The organism is Shewanella sp. 10N.286.51.B2 (genome assembly GCF_041469265.1).
Lineage (GTDB): Bacteria > Pseudomonadota > Gammaproteobacteria > Enterobacterales > Shewanellaceae > Shewanella.
On the sequence record NZ_JBFRKH010000025.1, the window covers coordinates 1 to 16,381 of the forward strand.

General features: G+C 42.5%; 18 protein-coding genes. 9 read left to right on the top strand and 9 right to left on the bottom strand.

Annotated elements, in window-relative coordinates:
• Positions 1 to 1,054: 1,054 nt before the first annotated feature.
• Together AB4140_RS07050 and AB4140_RS07055 are read left to right on the top strand one after the other, a co-directional pair.
• Positions 1,055 to 1,306: a YkgJ family cysteine cluster protein gene (locus tag AB4140_RS07050; protein ID WP_102435385.1), complete on the top strand. Its 252-nt coding sequence runs from the start codon at positions 1,055 to 1,057 to the stop codon at positions 1,304 to 1,306.
• Between the two features lie 32 nt (positions 1,307 to 1,338).
• Entirely contained in the window at positions 1,339 to 1,794 is a 456-nt protein-coding gene (locus AB4140_RS07055; RefSeq protein ID WP_372000349.1) for an Rrf2 family transcriptional regulator, read from the top strand.
• On the opposite strand, the gene AB4140_RS07060 is transcribed toward AB4140_RS07055, so the two are convergent.
• The 4 genes from AB4140_RS07060 to gpmM form a co-directional block, all read right to left on the bottom strand.
• Entirely contained in the window at positions 1,769 to 2,521 is a 753-nt protein-coding gene (locus tag AB4140_RS07060) for a divergent polysaccharide deacetylase family protein (protein ID WP_372000351.1), read from the bottom strand. The two genes, AB4140_RS07055 and AB4140_RS07060, sit on opposite strands and share 26 nt — an antisense overlap.
• A gap of 10 nt (positions 2,522 to 2,531) precedes the next feature.
• Positions 2,532 to 3,734 (bottom strand): S41 family peptidase, encoded by a 1,203-nt coding sequence (locus tag AB4140_RS07065; protein WP_102476993.1) that lies wholly within the window; start codon positions 3,732 to 3,734, stop codon positions 2,532 to 2,534.
• A gap of 110 nt (positions 3,735 to 3,844) precedes the next feature.
• Positions 3,845 to 4,978, bottom strand: a complete 1,134-nt coding sequence (locus tag AB4140_RS07070; protein ID WP_198589350.1) for a murein hydrolase activator EnvC — start codon at positions 4,976 to 4,978, stop codon at positions 3,845 to 3,847.
• 10 nt (positions 4,979 to 4,988) lie between these two features.
• Positions 4,989 to 6,521, bottom strand: coding sequence for a 2,3-bisphosphoglycerate-independent phosphoglycerate mutase (gpmM, locus tag AB4140_RS07075; RefSeq protein ID WP_102435376.1), 1,533 nt, complete (start codon positions 6,519 to 6,521; stop codon positions 4,989 to 4,991).
• A 377-nt stretch (positions 6,522 to 6,898) separates the two neighbouring features.
• On the opposite strand from gpmM, the gene AB4140_RS07080 reads away from it, so the two are divergent.
• From AB4140_RS07080 to AB4140_RS07095, 4 genes are all read left to right on the top strand, one after another.
• Complete coding sequence (locus AB4140_RS07080) at positions 6,899 to 7,333, top strand: rhodanese-like domain-containing protein (protein WP_076541491.1); 435 nt, start codon at positions 6,899 to 6,901, stop codon at positions 7,331 to 7,333.
• 131 nt (positions 7,334 to 7,464) lie between these two features.
• Positions 7,465 to 7,953, top strand: coding sequence for a protein-export chaperone SecB (gene secB, locus AB4140_RS07085; protein WP_102435374.1), 489 nt, complete (start codon positions 7,465 to 7,467; stop codon positions 7,951 to 7,953).
• A gap of 3 nt (positions 7,954 to 7,956) precedes the next feature.
• The gene (gene gpsA / locus AB4140_RS07090) at positions 7,957 to 8,973 is read left to right on the top strand and encodes an NAD(P)H-dependent glycerol-3-phosphate dehydrogenase (RefSeq protein ID WP_102435372.1); all 1,017 of its coding nucleotides are present in this window, start codon (positions 7,957 to 7,959) and stop codon (positions 8,971 to 8,973) included.
• A 160-nt stretch (positions 8,974 to 9,133) separates the two neighbouring features.
• Entirely contained in the window at positions 9,134 to 10,318 is a 1,185-nt protein-coding gene (locus AB4140_RS07095) for an NAD(P)/FAD-dependent oxidoreductase (protein WP_102476991.1), read from the top strand.
• 36 nt (positions 10,319 to 10,354) lie between these two features.
• Here AB4140_RS07095 and AB4140_RS07100 read toward each other — a convergent pair whose 3' ends face one another.
• Positions 10,355 to 11,326 carry a LysR family transcriptional regulator gene (locus AB4140_RS07100; RefSeq protein WP_102476501.1) on the bottom strand — a complete coding sequence of 324 codons (972 nt, stop codon included), beginning with the start codon at positions 11,324 to 11,326 and terminating at the stop codon, positions 10,355 to 10,357.
• Positions 11,327 to 11,576: 250 nt separating this feature from the next.
• Between AB4140_RS07100 and AB4140_RS07105 the strand changes: the two genes are divergently transcribed.
• Positions 11,577 to 12,161: a C40 family peptidase gene (locus AB4140_RS07105; RefSeq protein WP_102435897.1), complete on the top strand. Its 585-nt coding sequence runs from the start codon at positions 11,577 to 11,579 to the stop codon at positions 12,159 to 12,161.
• Between the two features lie 110 nt (positions 12,162 to 12,271).
• Complete coding sequence (gene mog, locus AB4140_RS07110; protein WP_372000355.1) at positions 12,272 to 12,805, top strand: molybdopterin adenylyltransferase; 534 nt, start codon at positions 12,272 to 12,274, stop codon at positions 12,803 to 12,805.
• 72 nt (positions 12,806 to 12,877) lie between these two features.
• On the opposite strand, the gene AB4140_RS07115 is transcribed toward mog, so the two are convergent.
• Positions 12,878 to 13,057: a hypothetical protein gene (locus AB4140_RS07115; protein WP_102435901.1), complete on the bottom strand. Its 180-nt coding sequence runs from the start codon at positions 13,055 to 13,057 to the stop codon at positions 12,878 to 12,880.
• Positions 13,058 to 13,221: 164 nt separating this feature from the next.
• On the opposite strand from AB4140_RS07115, the gene AB4140_RS07120 reads away from it, so the two are divergent.
• The gene (locus AB4140_RS07120; RefSeq protein WP_303502783.1) at positions 13,222 to 14,226 is read left to right on the top strand and encodes a GlxA family transcriptional regulator; all 1,005 of its coding nucleotides are present in this window, start codon (positions 13,222 to 13,224) and stop codon (positions 14,224 to 14,226) included.
• 165 nt (positions 14,227 to 14,391) lie between these two features.
• Here AB4140_RS07120 and AB4140_RS07125 read toward each other — a convergent pair whose 3' ends face one another.
• The 3 genes from AB4140_RS07125 to AB4140_RS07135 are packed head-to-tail and all read right to left on the bottom strand — an operon-like array spanning position 14,392 to position 16,381.
• The gene (locus AB4140_RS07125; protein ID WP_372000357.1) at positions 14,392 to 15,525 is read right to left on the bottom strand and encodes an ABC transporter permease; all 1,134 of its coding nucleotides are present in this window, start codon (positions 15,523 to 15,525) and stop codon (positions 14,392 to 14,394) included.
• Positions 15,525 to 15,647: a hypothetical protein gene (locus tag AB4140_RS07130; RefSeq protein WP_277869075.1), complete on the bottom strand. Its 123-nt coding sequence runs from the start codon at positions 15,645 to 15,647 to the stop codon at positions 15,525 to 15,527. The genes AB4140_RS07125 and AB4140_RS07130 overlap by 1 nt, the downstream gene beginning before the upstream one ends.
• On the bottom strand, positions 15,647 to 16,381 hold the full coding sequence (locus AB4140_RS07135; RefSeq protein ID WP_102435907.1) for an ATP-binding cassette domain-containing protein: 735 nt from the start codon (positions 16,379 to 16,381) through the stop codon (positions 15,647 to 15,649). The genes AB4140_RS07130 and AB4140_RS07135 overlap by 1 nt, the downstream gene beginning before the upstream one ends.

The window sequence follows — 16,381 nt, forward strand, 5'->3', positions numbered from 1 at the left end:
GTCCGCTCCGCCAACATTACGATAAGCCCTGCTAGCAATAGCAGGGCTTTTTCGTATCTGTTATTTAAAGAATGAATAATAGTGACATGCAAAAGTAGTTTGCTAAAGCAGCGGTAATTCAGTTGCTTAGACGCTTGATTAGAGATCAACGGCCTGTCACGCCGGGGGCGAGGGTTCGTCTCTTGATAAGAGTAAGTCCGCTCCGCCAACATTACGATAAGCCCTGCTAGCAATAGCAGGGCTTTTTCGTATCTGTTATTTAAAGAATGAATAATAGTGACCTGCTAAAGTAGTTTGCTAAAGCAGCGGTAATTCAGTTGCTTAGACGCTTGATTAGAGATCAACGGCCTGTCACGCCGTGGGCGAGGGTTCGTCTCTTGATAAGAGTAAGTCCGCTCCGCCAACGTAAAGACGAAAGCCTATACAGCAATGTAGAGGCTTATTTCGTTTTAGAAATGAATGAATTGTCAGCGAGAAAGCGAAAGTTCAGCTGTGTGAATCTGATAATGTGATTGTTATTAGAGACTGTCGACTCGTCACACGCTAAGACGCACTGGTATAACTCTTGATAAGAGTAAGTTAGCTGCGGCAACATAAAGAATAAAGATCAAAGCCTCTACCGTAGTGATTTAGTGCAAGGTAGAGGCTTTTTTAGTTCTGGAATTTAGTTTTTATTTACTCAATATTAATGCAGAAGTAGAATATTCGGTTGGTCAGGATGTTTTTAGAAACTGCCGACCTATGAGACGTTCGAATTTCAAGATCCAAGAATTAAGGTTCTATTGCAACATGCAGACTTTTTGTTTTTAGCAAATTAAGAAAGTTTTTGGCTTATTGCATCAATCTTGTCTAAATGAAAGTAAAGGCTTTTTGTCATTATGGGTAAAGGCTTTGACTCTTTAACTCTAGTCAATACAGATACAAGTAGTTTCGATTGTACCCAAAACTCACATTTTTAAACAAAAGATGCATTTAATGTACTTTTTTTGATTTAGATGTTTTTATATTAGTGATGAGTAAGATATATTGCTCTTTTAAGCAGGTAGGTGGAAGTATGGATTGTCGTTTAGGTTGTGGTGCATGTTGTATTGCTCCGTCAATTACCAGTCCAATACCCGGCATGCCTAACGGTAAACCTGCAGGGGTTCGCTGTATTCAGTTAAATGACGATAATTTGTGTAAGATTTTCGGCGATCCATCAAGACCTGCTGTTTGCGCAGAATTTACCGCGACAATGGATGTTTGCAGTACATCAAATGAGCAAGCATTGATTTTGATCACTGAGCTAGAAGCTTCAACGTCTTAGTATGTACCTTTAATTAGTTTGGATATGACTTTATGCAACTGACCCGTTATACCGATTATGGCATCCGTATTTTAATGTACCTTGCTGCACAGCCAAAAAGAGAGACTTTATTTCGTATTGCTGAAGTCACGGAAGTCTTTGAGCTGTCTTCTAATCATGTTGCAAAGATTATTCATCATCTGGGTAAGCTAGGTTATATACAAACTTTACGTGGTAAAAGTGGTGGGTTTAAATTAGCAGTGAAGCCTAGTAACATTAATCTTGGTCAGCTTGTTGGTGAATTAGAGCCTTCACTGGCCCCTGTTAATTGCAGTGAACCCTATTGCCGCTTTACGCCAGCATGTAGTTTAAAAGGTATTCTTGCGAACGCAGTTGCTGCATATATGAACGTGCTGAATGACTGCACTTTGGCTGATATCGTTAAGAACGCAGATGAGTTAATGGATACCTTACCTGATTTATCTATCTCAATACTTGAACTGAACTAGTGGCTTTATTACTGATCATTGTTATGGGCAACAGCTTTGAAGTATGGACTAGGCTAATTCCTTCGGCTTCTAAGCGATGTAAATTTTGATTCAAAAAGTGCACTGTTTCAGGATATGGGTGTGCTATTACAACAATATTTTCATCGTTTTTTGCTTTTAGTATGATCTGCTTAAATTGTTTCTCTAGTGCCTGCTCACTGACATCGTTATCTAAAAAAATTTGTCTGCGTAATAATGGCACCTCATGTTGCTGCGCCTGCTCACTGGCAACACTAAAGCGGGTTGTCCTGCTATCGACAAAATACAAGTCCTGCTCTTTTAAGCTTTGCATCAGCCAAGTCATTGGGCTTTCAAGTTGTGTGAGCAAACTGCCCATATGGTTATTTGCCCCTTTAGCATAAGGGATATTGGCAATAGAATCTTTTAGCTGGTGTTTTAACTCTTGCTCATCCATTTCATTCGTTAAACCACCTTGGCCTAGGTTTTTACCATTGAGTGCCTGCATGGGAATATGCAGCATAATTTCATGGCCACGCTGATGGCCTTGCTTTGCAAGTTGCTGACCTAATGGAGTATGAGGTATTACCGAAAGGGTAATGCCGTTTGGTAAAGACAAAACCGCCTCATCGGTTTGACGATAACCAATATCGTCAATGATGATAGCGATTTGGGTTGCTTGAACTGGAGCCGTTAACAGTAAAGCTAAAAGTATCAATATATAGCGCACAAAGTCTGCTTTAATTATGAGTTGTTATCCATGCAATAGCGGAAGAAATTTGACCATCCTGTGGTTCATCATATTGCGCTGTAGTTTGTTCAATTATATCCAGATAATCTGTTTTTAGGATAGCATCATTTGATATTTTAATGTCCGGTTCAATGCCTTTAGTGTGAATGTCGTTACCATCTGGCGTGCTATATTTTGCAATCGTGAGCTTTATAGCGTTGCCCATATCCAGCATGGGGATCAAACTTTGCACCGTACCTTTTCCAAAGCTGGTTTCTCCCACTAGCGTGGCGCGGTTATTTTCTTGTAATGCTGCAGCCAGTACTTCTGATGCCGATGCTGAGCCCTTATTAATAAGTACTACCATAGGCACGCCTTTAAATATGGTAGGTTGCGATGCATAGTAGTTTTCATTTGCATCGAAAAAACGCCCTTCAGTTGAAACAATTAAACCTTTTTGCAAAAACAAATCAGCAATACTGATGGCTTGACTGAGTAGCCCGCCGGGATTGTTTCTAACATCAATAATAAGACCTTTTAATTGCTGTTGTTGCCATAGTTTAGCTTGGTTAATAATGGCATTGGTAGCGTCTTCCTGAAACGAGTTAAGTTGTATATAACCGATATTATTATCAATAATTTTCGCATTAATTGATTTAATATGAATTAGCTCAGGGGCGAGATTAAATAGAAGTGTTTCGTTAGCTTGGCGCTCAATGGTGAGTGTTATTGGTCGCTTGTTGATACTGTGCTGCTTAATCTCGGTAAGTACATCGGTTAAATTGGTTTGATCAATCAGGGTGTCGTTAAGTTGCAGGACCTTATCGCCAGGTTGAATATTAGCGCGGGCCGCAGGTGAGTTGGCATAAGGAGTAATGATAGTGATTTGGTTGTCATCAGTTGCCACTTCAAAGCCGAAACCAAAGTACTGGCCATTATTACTGTCATTAATGCTTTGATAATCGCCAGTATCTAAAAAGCCTGAATAGGGGTCTAGTTTATTGAATATTCCTTCGATGGCGTATTCAATTAAGTCTTCGCGGTCTACTTCATTAAAGTAATAGGTATGAACCGTATCGATGACATCAAGTAAGAGTGAGTAACTGTATTCAGATTGGGTTTTATAGTGTTGCTCTGAACTGGATAAGTTCAATGAAAATGCAACGCTAACGCCTAATATGAAGCACAAGAAATAACGTGTAATTTGCATCATAACTGCCCCTTAGATACCTTGCGGTATTATTAGGGCGTCGATTGATCAACGATTAAACCTACGGAAGGTTTGATAACCGCCAAAGATTAAATTACTTTATTATTAGCGTGTTATCGACAATATCTCGCTGGGTTAATGGCTTGCCCTTTGTGTCTTATTTCAAAGTATAGGCCAGATTCTGTTTGTCCGCCTGAACTCCCAACAAGTGCAATGGATTCTCCTTTTTTAACGGTTTCGCCAGGTGGAATAAGTAATGACTGCGCATGACCATATAAACTCATATAGCCTTCGCCGTGATCGATCACCATAACCATACCAAAGCCTCGTAACCAGTCTGAATAAATAACGGTGCCATGAGCAATAGCGGTGATGGTTTGTCCTTCAGGAGCGGCAATTACCGCACCTTTCCAGCTGATTTGTCCTGAGCGGCTACTGCCAAATTTGGACGAAACTCGTCCTTTAGTTGGCCATTTTAATTTACCGCGCAGCTTGGCTAAGCCATCCATTGAGGGGCTATTTTTGGCCGCCAGCACCGCTTGTTCAATAAGGTGTTTTAAGCTGGCTTCTTCAATTTGTAGTTGTTCAAGCTCTGCGCCTTTGCTGGTCAAGGTGCGTTGAATTTGTGCTAAGGTTTGTTGACGTTGTGATTGTTCTTTAGCGAGTTGTTTAGCCTGCTTTTGTTGCTCAAGAATTAAGGAATTAAGTTTTTGCTGTTCATTAACTTGCTCAACTTTAACTAGCTCTAATTGCTCAATAGTTGTTTTTAAACTGGTAATGGCTTTAATACGGGCATTATTAAGGTATTGATAATACGCTAACATCCGCTCAACTGTGGCGGGATTTTGCTGGTTAAGCATCATCTTTGAATAGTCATGGTTACCGGCAAGGTAAGCGCTAGATAATTGTTTAGATAAGGTCTTTTGCTGCGTAACTCGCAGTGTATCTAAGTTGACTTTTTCAGCATCAAGTTCGCGAAGTTTAGTATTTACCGCAGACAGTGAGTTTTGGGTTTGATTAACTTTTTGAGCAGCATTAGAGATAGCTTGCTCATCTCGCTTTAACAACGAAATGAGCTTTTCTCGTTGACGACTGGTGTCCTTCAAAGAGCTTTGTTGTTGGTTAATCTGAGCCTGAATAGATTTCAGCTCTGATTGACGCTTACCAAGATCGGCACTTTGAACTGATGATGTCAGTATCACCAAGCCAGCAAACATGCTGGCTTTAAACAAAAGTCGTTTTTTCACGAGTGGCTAGTTACTCTTTGAGTTTAATGATTGAACGGCCGGTCATTTCCTGCGGCACTTCTTGTTCCATCAAGGTTAACATAGTCGGCGCAATATCGCTCAATCGTCCACCTGCATCAATGGTGGCTTCACGGCCTACATAAATGAAAGGTACCAACTCACTGGTATGGGCAGTATGAGCTTGACCCGTTTGTTCATTGGTCATTTGCTCAGCATTACCATGATCGGCAGTAATAATGCATTCGCCGCCGACTTTCGCTAGCGCCTCTACTACACGACCAATACAAGCATCGACTGCTTCACAGGCTTTAACCGCAGCATCAAATTTACCGGTATGACCGACCATGTCACCATTTGGATAATTACAAATAATCACGTCATAGTCAGTAGACTCAATGGCAGCAACTAATTTATCAGTGAGCTCGGTTGAGTTCATTTCAGGCTGCAAATCATAAGTTGCCACATCTGGCGACTTAATCAAGGTGCGATCTTCGCCTTCAAATGGCTCTTCTTTGCCGCCATTAAAAAAGAAGGTCACATGGGCATATTTTTCTGTTTCAGAAATACGCAGCTGTTTTTTACCCTGTTTTTGTAAGGTTTCACCTAAGGTATTGACCAGATCTGTTGATGGAAATGCCACCACAGCGTCAATGTCATTAGCATAGTTGGTTAGCATCACGAAGTTGATTGCAGGGGTAACTTCACGTGTAAAGCCAGCAAAATCGGTTTCGACAAAACAACGAGTGATTTCTCGGGCGCGGTCTGCGCGAAAGTTCATGAAGATTAATGCATCGCCATCAGCTAAGCTTGCGGCCTCACCTATGGTCGATGCAGCGACAAACTCATCGTTTTCATCACGTTCGTAAGCGGCGTCTAATGCCGCAACTGCGCTTGGGTAATTAAAGTCACCTTTACCTTGAGCAATTAAGTTGAACGCTTTTTCAACTCGATCCCAGCGGTTGTCGCGATCCATGGCGTAGTAACGACCAATCAATGAGGCTACCTTACCGTGACCCAAGCTTGCAAATAACTCATCAAAATGGATCAAAGAGTTTTTTGCGCTACGAGGTGGGGTATCACGACCATCTAAAAAGGCATGTAAATACACCTTAGTGGCACCGCGCTCAACCGCCATGCGGCACATGGCTTCAATGTGCTCTTCATGGCTGTGAACACCACCTGGCGACATTAAACCCATAATATGCACAGCACCATCATTGGCGATAGCTTTATCGATTGAAGCGCACAGTGCCTCATTTTGATTAAACTCATTGTCAGCAATGGCTTTGCTAATGCGGGTAAGCTCTTGGTAAACAATACGGCCAGAACCAATATTGATATGACCCACTTCTGAGTTGCCCATTTGACCGTCAGGTAGGCCAACATCCATACCTGATCCGGAAATTAAACTGCTTGCATATTGGGCGGTTAACTTATCTAAAACTGGAGTTTTCGCATGAAAAACCGCATTTTTATGCGTATTTTCACGATGACCCCAGCCATCTAAGATAAGTAATGCCAGTGGACGTTTTGGTGTCGTCATGGGAGTACCTTTAAGTTTTAAAAGAAAAAGTTTTAAGAGAAAGCTAAAATTTTAATGGTATGGATATTACTTCTTTTTCAGCTCCTGAAAAAGAAATTTACCTTTGAAGAGCGGCTCAGTAGAGGCAATTTACGATGAATAGCTTGCCCAGTCACAATCCCGTGCAAGATGAATAAGGCTCAATAACAACACATTTAGTCAAAAACCTGTGAGCTATTGCCCTTAGGATAGTAAGCAAATGCAATGTTTCGTCGTTAAAGTGCTGCCCATGGCACAGTAGAGAAGATGATTAGGCTTGAATTTGCTGCATTATAAAGATGCAATCGGTATACTCTGTGGCTTATTAATTTTAGCCATTTTTAAAGTAGGCAGAGAAGATGCAAGAATATATCGAATTTTTTCAAGCTAACCCTGTATTAAGTATCGCATGGGTTGGTTTATTTGCTGCAGTTGTGGTGATGACCATTAAATCAGCAACCTCAAAAGTGAGCAACGTCAATACTCAAGAACTGACCATGCTAATGAACAAGCAAGGCGCTAAAGTTGTTGATGTGCGCTCTCAAGACGATTACCGCAAAGGTCACATCGTTGACGCTATTCATGTGCCATTAGCAGAAATCAAAAATAATAAAGCGACTGCCCTTGAAAAGTTTAAAACCAGTCCCATTATTACTGTATGTGCTGCTGGAATGACATCTTCGCAAGCTGCTCAACTTCTTGTCGCTCAAGGGTTTGAGAATGTTCATAACCTAAAAGGCGGTATGGGTGATTGGCAAGCGGCAAACTTACCTGTTGTTAAAGGTAAGAAGTAAGATAACAAACTGGTGAGACCCAATTTACCGGGATGGTCTAAAATGTTGTCTAACGGCCACATTTTAGCGACAAGCCCAAATTTACGATTAGCTTCGCAGAAGAGCTAAAAAACATTTGAAGGTAGGAAATCATGGCTGAAGTAGCAAACAACGAAGAGCAAGCACCACAATTCAACATCCAACGCGTTTACACAAAAGATGTGTCTTTTGAAACGCCAAACAGCCCAGAAGTTTTCCAAAAAGAATGGAATCCAGAAGTTAAGCTGGATCTTGATACTCGTAGCAACAAGCTATCTGATGATGTTTATGAAGTGATCCTTTCTCTAACTGTTACTGCACAAAATGGCGAGCAAACTGCTTTCTTATGTGAAGTTCAACAAGCGGGTATCTTCTCTATCACTGGCTTAACTGAGCAACAACTTGCTCACTCTTTAGGTGCTTACTGCCCTAACGTACTATTCCCATACGCACGTGAAACAGTAGGTAACTTAGTTTCTCGTGGTACTTTCCCACAGCTTAACCTTGCTCCAGTGAACTTTGATGCACTATTTGCACAATATGTTCAACAGCGTCAGCAAGAAGCTGCAGCAGCACCAGCTGCTGAAGAAGCAAACGCATAATATATGAATAACACTGCTGAAATTGCGGTTTTAGGGGCGGGGTCTTACGGCACCGCCCTTGCCATTTCTCTTGCAAGAAGTGGCCACAAGACCTTACTTTGGGGTCATGAGCCTGAGCACATGACCGCGTTAACTAACGATCGCGCCAATAATGCCTTTCTACCAGGGATTACCTTTCCTGATAGTCTTGAAATTGAAGCCGACTTAGCCACCGCACTTGCTGCCACTAAAAATGTATTGGTTGTGGTGCCAAGCCATGTGTTTGGTTTAGTACTGCAACAGGCCAAGCCTTTGCTACGAGATGATGCACGCATTGTCTGGGCGACAAAAGGTTTAGAGCCTGAAACAGGTCGATTACTGCAAGATGTTGCTCTTGAGCATCTTGGGGATAAATTTCCATTAGCAGTATTATCAGGCCCAACCTTTGCAAAAGAACTGGCTGCAGGTATGCCAACAGCAATTTCGGTAGCGGGCACCTGCCCAAGCTTCACTAATGATTTAGTGGAACTACTGCATAGCCCGAAACGTTTACGTGTTTACGCTAATGATGATTTTACCGGCTTACAATTAGGTGGCGCAGTTAAAAACGTTATCGCAATTGGCGCTGGCATGTCTGATGGCATTGGCTTTGGTGCCAATGCACGCACCGCATTAATCACTCGTGGTTTGGTTGAGCTAACCCGTTTAGGCGTTGCTTTAGGTGCTGATGCTAATACCTTTATGGGTATGGCAGGCCTTGGTGACTTAGTACTAACTTGTACCGATAACCAATCACGTAACCGTCGTTTTGGCTTGGCATTAGGTAAAGGCTGCGATGTCGATACTGCTCAAGACGAAATCGGTCAAGTGGTTGAAGGCTATCGCAACACCAAAGAAGTTTACACTTTAGCTAAACGTCTTAATGTTGAAATGCCTATCACTGAGCAAATTTACCAAGTGTTATATCAAGGTAAAAGCCCAACAGATGCCGCTAAAGAGCTACTGGGTCGAGACCAAAAGTCTGAAACCATTAGTGAATAGCTAAAGGCATTGTGTAAGTGTGAATGCGACTAAAAGGGTGCTAATATAGCGCCCTTTTTTGTGGCTTAAATATACCGCTTGCTAGCTGATTAACGCTGTCGAGTAGGCAGCGTAAACTGTCACAATAATCGCCCCCAATCATTTTAAAGAGAGTAAGCTTGTGAAACATCATGACGTGATCATTATTGGCGCTGGCGCAGCAGGACTCATGTGCGCCTCTACTGCTGGCTATCGAGGTCGTGATGTTCTAGTGCTAGATAATGCTAAGCAAGCAGGCCGTAAAATTCTCATCAGTGGCGGCGGTCGTTGTAACTTCACTAATCAAAAAGTGGAACCTCACAACTTCTTGTGTGGTAACAGCCACTTTGTAAAATCTGCCTTAGCACGTTACCGTTCAAGTGACTTTATCGAGTTAGTTGAGCGTCATGGCATTGAATATCACGAGCGTGATCATGGGCAGTTATTTTGTAATGACTCAGCTAAAGACATTGTCAGCATGTTAATGACAGAGTGTGAATGGGCTGGCGCGCAAATACAGCTACGCACTGAGATTGTGTCGGTCACCAAAAATGATGCTGGGCAGTTTGCAGTCGTGACCTCAAACGGTGAGTTTAGTTGTGAGTCACTGGTGATTGCCACGGGCGGCTTATCAATGCCCAAACTTGGCGCATCACCTTACGGTTACAAGCTTGCAGAACAATTTGGACTAAAGGTGTTACCGACCACAGCAGGCTTAGTGCCGTTTACATGGCATACGGAGCAAAAAGCGCGTTTTGAGCCTCTGTCGGGCATTGCGGTGCCAACAACAATCACCGCGCAAGATGGCACTCAGTTTAGCGAAGCATTGTTATTTACCCATCGCGGCTTATCAGGCCCGGCAATTTTACAAATTTCAAATTACTGGCAAGCAGGCCAAAGCATTAGTATTAACCTGTTACCCAATGAGTCAGCGAAAGATAAAATCGAGCTAGCGCTTGCAAATCACCCTAAGCAAAGCCTACGTAACACCATCAGCCAATGGCTACCAAAGCGCTTGGTTGAAGCGTTATTTGAAGCAGCACTGCTTGATAAAGCCTTAAACCAGTTAGGCCACGGTGAGCGTGAGCAAATAGCACAAGACCTTAATGAATGGTCAATCGTGATGAACGGTACCGAAGGCTATCGCACTGCTGAAGTCACCTTGGGTGGCGTTGATACTAATGAGTTATCATCTAAAACCATGCAGTCTAGCAAGGTTACTGGATTGTACTTTATTGGTGAAGTGATGGACGTCAGTGGTTGGCTCGGAGGGTTCAACTTTCAATGGGCTTGGTCGTCTGGTGTGGCGGCCGGGATGGCGGTTTAGCTTGTTTATCGCGCCAGAGCAGGGTAAACAAGCTCACTACTGCAGCTGGGTATTTTCATAGCAAGCCTGATATTCAGCTAGGTTCGTTGTCATCACCTGAGTTAACGCATCTGTGAACTCTTGCTCATGGGAATCATGGTATTGCAATGAATGTAGTGGTACTTTCCATTCATGCATGATCTTAATATTTTTATTATAAAAGTCAGTTATATCAACCAGTTCAATATCATCGCGTTTTTCACCAATAAAGTAGGGAAATATCGTTGATGCCAAGCAAATATCATTAGAATTTACCACTTTTTCAAATGCCATAAATAGGCTTGAAGTCATTAAGCTTACCTCGGGTTTCTGGTTAACTTTTTGCGCGCAAAGTTCAAAAAGGTCATTCAAGTCTGCAATGGGACCATTATTGGTTAATACCAGTTTGTGATTAAAAATGGCCTCCATGGTGATTTCATTTTTCAAAATAGGGTGGTTCTTTTTAACGGCTAAAAACCAATATTTCACCTCAGCTAACGTGCTAATTTGGACATTTTCCTGCTGACGAGTACGAGTGCCAAAAGCGTAATCAATTTTACCTTGGGCAATATATTGTTCAACGTTGTCAGCCCAGGGGTGGATGTCAACGGTTCTAGATATGCCTAAGTCTTGATTAACCTGTTCAATGGCATCAAGAATAAAGCTCGACATATGCTCTGGCGCAGCGATATGTAGCACTTTCTGCTGCAATGGCTGCCTGTTTGCAACCTGGGCCATTTCATCGTAAGCGGCAATGATGGCTTTCGCTAAAGGGTATAGGCGCGAGGCCATGGCGTTAGGCTGTAAGCCATATTGCTTTCTGATAAACAGTTCATCATGGATAACTTCACGCATGTTGCTTAGCGCTCGGCTTATCTTAGGCTGAGTGCTATTGAGTTTCTCTGCCACTATGCTGCCATTTTTAAATTCGAATAAACCGATCAGCACTTTTAACGTAAAATAATCTAGTCTTGACAGTTGTTTTTGCATAGTTTTTTACCAAGTGAGCCAGTCTGGATGAGTAAGTTAGCATAATATGTAGCTGCTAAAGTGTGCTTAAATCACACAAATACCTAAATAGGGGTATGTTTTGGGGTTTGTACGATCTATTTCTCATTATATTCAGTTAGATACTGCATTAATTTGAGGTGCTTGTTGTTGGTTTGTTCTGGTTTGGTGACGTTGAGGTTTAAGATGCTAAACTTTTATCTGCCTTGTTGGTCACAGGGGGCTTTAATTAATGAAAACCATTCCCAATACGCAGATAAAGCGTAAAAGTATTGATAGTTTCCTAGATAATGGCGAGTTAGTAGCGGAATACATCACAGAGGTGACTTTGTACAAAAAAATCCTTATTGCGTTTATTGCACTTGTCATTAGTGGTTGTGCTGCACGTATTGAGCAAACTGCTGGCAATGGCATAGCTGTCGATGGGTATAGCGTAATGACTGATGCTCAACGATGGAATGAAGCTCGTTTACTGCAATTTCACCAGCAGTGGCAGGGTACACCATATCGATTAGGCGGATTAACCAAAAAAGGCTTAGATTGTTCTGGTTTGGTGTATGTGGCTTATCAAGATCTCGTGGGGCCCAGTATTCCAAGAACTGTGCAAGGTCAAACAAGCTTAGGTATTCGCATTGCTAAAAGTGACTTACAAAGTGGTGATTTAGTGTTTTTTAAAACCACGGGCAGTGGACGTCATGTTGGGGTGTATTTGTCTGGTAATCGCTTTTTACATGTATCGACCAAAAAAGGGGTGATTATTTCCAGTATGGATAATGTTTATTGGAAACCGCGATACTGGTTTGCTAGTCGTATTTAACACCGTTTCGCTATCTGTTGATCAATCTCTCCGCTATGGCAGATAAATTATGTTATTTTAGCCTCATCTAAGTCGTTATTGTTTATGTGATCAAGTTTAAGGACCCAGTCATGACTAAAGCTAAAATCGGTATTGTTACTGTAAGTGATCGTGCCAGTGCAGGTGTATACGAAGATTTATCAGGTAAGGCCATCATTGCTGTACTAAATGAGTACTTAACCTCTGAATGGGAACCTGTTTATAAAGTTATCCCTGATGAGACAGATGTGATTGAAGCCACCTTGATTGAGATGGCTGATGTGCAAAACTGTAGCTTAATTGTCACCACTGGTGGTACCGGCCCTGCTAAGCGTGATGTTACTCCTGAAGCCACAGAAGCGGTGTGTGATCGCATGATGCCAGGCTTTGGTGAGCTAATGCGCGCTGAGTCATTAAAGTTTGTACCAACGGCTATTTTGTCTCGTCAAACAGCAGGTTTACGCGGTGATTCACTGATTGTTAATTTACCTGGCAAGCCTAAGTCAATTCGTGAATGCTTAGATGCAGTGTTCCCAGCGATCCCTTACTGTATTGATTTAATGGATGGCCCATTCTTAGAATGTGATGAAGCGGTAATTAAGCCATTTAGACCGAAAGCTAAATAATGAGCTGAGAAGTTTGTTATAGCGATGAATAAAAACCAGCCGCGGCTGGTTTTTATGTTTGTAATCTAGCATTTAAGCCCCTTTTCGGAGGATTAAATTGGCACTGTAACCGGTAAATAACACCAAACTTGGTATGGCAACAAGGTGGGCAAATATATCGGGTTCAGTACTAAAGTTTAGCCAAAATAGTAATCCCCAGCTTATTAATAAATAGCCAATGCTGAGTGCGATATGTGGTATGTACTTTTTCATTGTAGTTTCCTTACTGGGTATTTCATTCACTAAGTTGTTACTGGCTGAGCTCCTCAATGACCAGCTTTAAACTTACCTCTATCAGTATAAAAACTAGACAATCCGTTCGTAAGTGTCATTATTGACAAAATCAGGGTCGATAGTGACATTGTTTGGGGTTTATCATGAAAAGGATTTACATTCTTGCTGCGGGTAATGTTGTCGCAGGTGGTTTAGTCAGTTTTCTCGATGTGTTCAGTTTCTGTAATAGTTATTGGCGGCGGATGCATGCCGAGGTGACTGAAGACTTATTCCATTGTCAGGTCATTTCCAGTGATGGCGAAAACGTTAAAACCACCCAAGGATTCGAAATTCCTGCCAAAGGCTTTGAGCATCCTGAAGATATTTTGCAAGCTGATGCGGTTATTTTGGCAGCCTCTTTTGTGACCAATCGGCAGGAGTTTCAAGCGCTGTTAACCGATTTTGAGCCATTGTTTGCGCCGCTAGCCACCTTTGTGGAAAGTGAAAAACCGTTAGCGGCTTATTGTTCTGGGACACTATTGCTAGCGGCATCGGGGCTACTTAACCAAAGGCGAGCCACGACGGTGTGGTGGCTAAGGGAAATGTTTGAGCGCAATTTTAAAGAAGTTGATTTGAGTATGGATACATTCATTGTGTCTGATGGTCAGTTTCACACCGCTGGGGCGACTACCTCAAATTTAAGTTTGGCGCTGCATTTGGTATCAATGCTGGCTGGCGAGGAGTTGGCGCAACAGATGTCGAAGATATTATTGATTGACCCCAATCGCTCTCAACAGCCTTTTATGACCATGTCTATTAATCCTGAGCAACATAATGATGAGCTGATCCAAAAGGTGCAGTTATGGATGCAAGTAGATTTGAGTCAGCATTGGTCATTGGATGACATTGCCGATAAATTTGCAGTGGGTAAACGCACCTTAATTAGACGCTTTAAAAAAGCGGTTAATGAAACCCCAGCCAGTTATATGCAGCACTTACGTGTGGATGAGGCGAAACGCTTACTGGAAACTACCGATCTTGCCATTGAGCATATTGTTCAGCGGGTCGGCTATGAGGATGTCAGTTCATTTAGAAAGCTGTTTATTCAACTCACCAGCTTAAGCCCTAGGGCATACAGGCAAAAATTTAATATGAATATCCGTTGGTAACCTTAATCTGGTTATTCATGATGACGAAGTCTATGACAATTACAGTCAATTAATCAGCTGCTTAAGTTCATTGCCTGTTTCAGTGTAAACTCCTTGTAGATGATTGAACATGACTGGCTCGATGTTACTTGAGCCAGTCATGTTCAAATGATTAATTAACAGGCATTACAATCCAAAGACCACTTTTTCACTTTTAAGTAGTCGCTCTAACCCTAGTGCAAGGGCGATTGAAATCACTATGGTGGCAGCTGATGAAACTAACAGCTGCAACATAGGCACTTCACGGCCTTTAATAAACGCCATTAACGCTTGCTGCTGGCCTGAAACCGGAAGCCACTCAAGTACATCTGGGGCGATGTTATAACTGGCGGCCATGGATAATGCCAGCGGTACAAATAACACCATGGTTAAATAAGACTGGGCCTCTTTAAAACTCTTTGCCATAAATGACACAAACAGCTGCAGTGTTGCCGCCATGATGGCGAGTGGAATGCCGATAAATAGCATCAGTCCCATAAAGTCAGGCGAGATGTTGACGCTAAAGCCCAGTTCCTGCCAAGGTACGAAGGTGTAAGCGAATTTAGATACCAGCAAGATCAGCAGCAAGCCCAGTAAAGCAAAGCAAGTAACGGCAATGATTTTGCCCAGCACTAACTGACGGGTACTAATCGGGTGGCTTAACAGTAATGCCAGCGAGTTACGTTCACGTTCCCCCGCGCTAGTATCAATAGCAAGGTTCATTCCTGAGATAAACACCGAATAAATCATGGTAAAAATCGCAATGCCGAGAATAAAGCCGCCTTTTGAGTCGGGTGTTGCTCGATCTTCCACAATCACTTTAATCGGCTGCACTACAGCAGGATTAATGCCGCGGGCAATTAAGCGTAAGCTGCCCATTTCACCGCTGTAGGCTTGCAATTGCATTTCTACCCGGCGAATAGATTTTTGCAGTTTTTCATTGGAGTTATCGGCAATCAGAGTGACTTCAGCAGGCTTTGCAGCCGCCATTTGCACGGCGTAGTCAGCACTGATGAGCAGCTCTATTTCTTTGGTGTCGTTATCATCAGTATGGGTAATACCGCGATTATTTAAAAAGCGCACTAAGTCAGGGGCATTGTCAGCATTGCTGATTTTAATGTTGAGATCTTCTGGGCTGGTAACCTGACCAATAAGCACCATAAACATGCCGCACATTAAAATAGGTGTACCAATGGCGTAATATAATCCCGCCATCACCGAACGCTTGTCACGCATTGCATCAATCAGTTCTTTTTGAACCATAGCTATCACTGTTTTCATTAGGCTGGCATTCCTTTGTCAGTATTGAAATCAAGATTGATCAATGCGGGGTTATTTGCTGGCTGCATTTTACTTTTGAACGGGATAAGTTCTTTTTCAATTATGGCTAATATGGTTTTCATTAGGCTGCGATCCCTTCGTCAGTTCCAATCAGTTTTATAAAGGCTTCTTCTAATGAGTCTTCGCCTGTTTGCTGGCATAACTCGGCAGGGCTACCAGTGGCAACAACCTTACCGTCGGCCATCACAATCACTTGGTCACACAGCGCGGCGACTTCTTGCATCACATGGCTTGAGAACAGCACACAATGACCGGCTTCTTTAAGCTCGATTAGAATGTCACGCAGTAAGCGGGTACTCATCACATCCAAACCACGGGTTGGCTCATCCAAAATAATATTAGTTGGCTGGTGGACTATGGCCTGGGCTAATGCTGTTTTCATCCGCTGACCTTGGGAAAACCCCTTACAACGTCTATCGGCAATATCTTCTAGCTTAAGCTGTGCAATCACATTAGTGGTTGCTTGCTTAGCATCAGCTTTTGACATGCCGCTAAGTTGGGCAAAATAACTGATATATTCTCTAGGAGATAAACGCTCATAGAGGCCAAATGGATCAGGAAATAAGCCTAACTGGGCTTTGGCTTTAGTGGGCTCTTTGGCGACATCAATACCGTCGATTTCAGCATGACCTTCATCGGCAGCGAGTAAGCCAAATACTGTGCGCAGACAGGTGGTTTTACCTGCGCCATTGGGGCCAAGTAGGCCAGTAATATGGCCGTCATGGGCACTGAAACTTAAGTTGTCTAACGCTTGTACGTCACCAATTTTCTTCGAGAGATTAGATACGGTAATCAT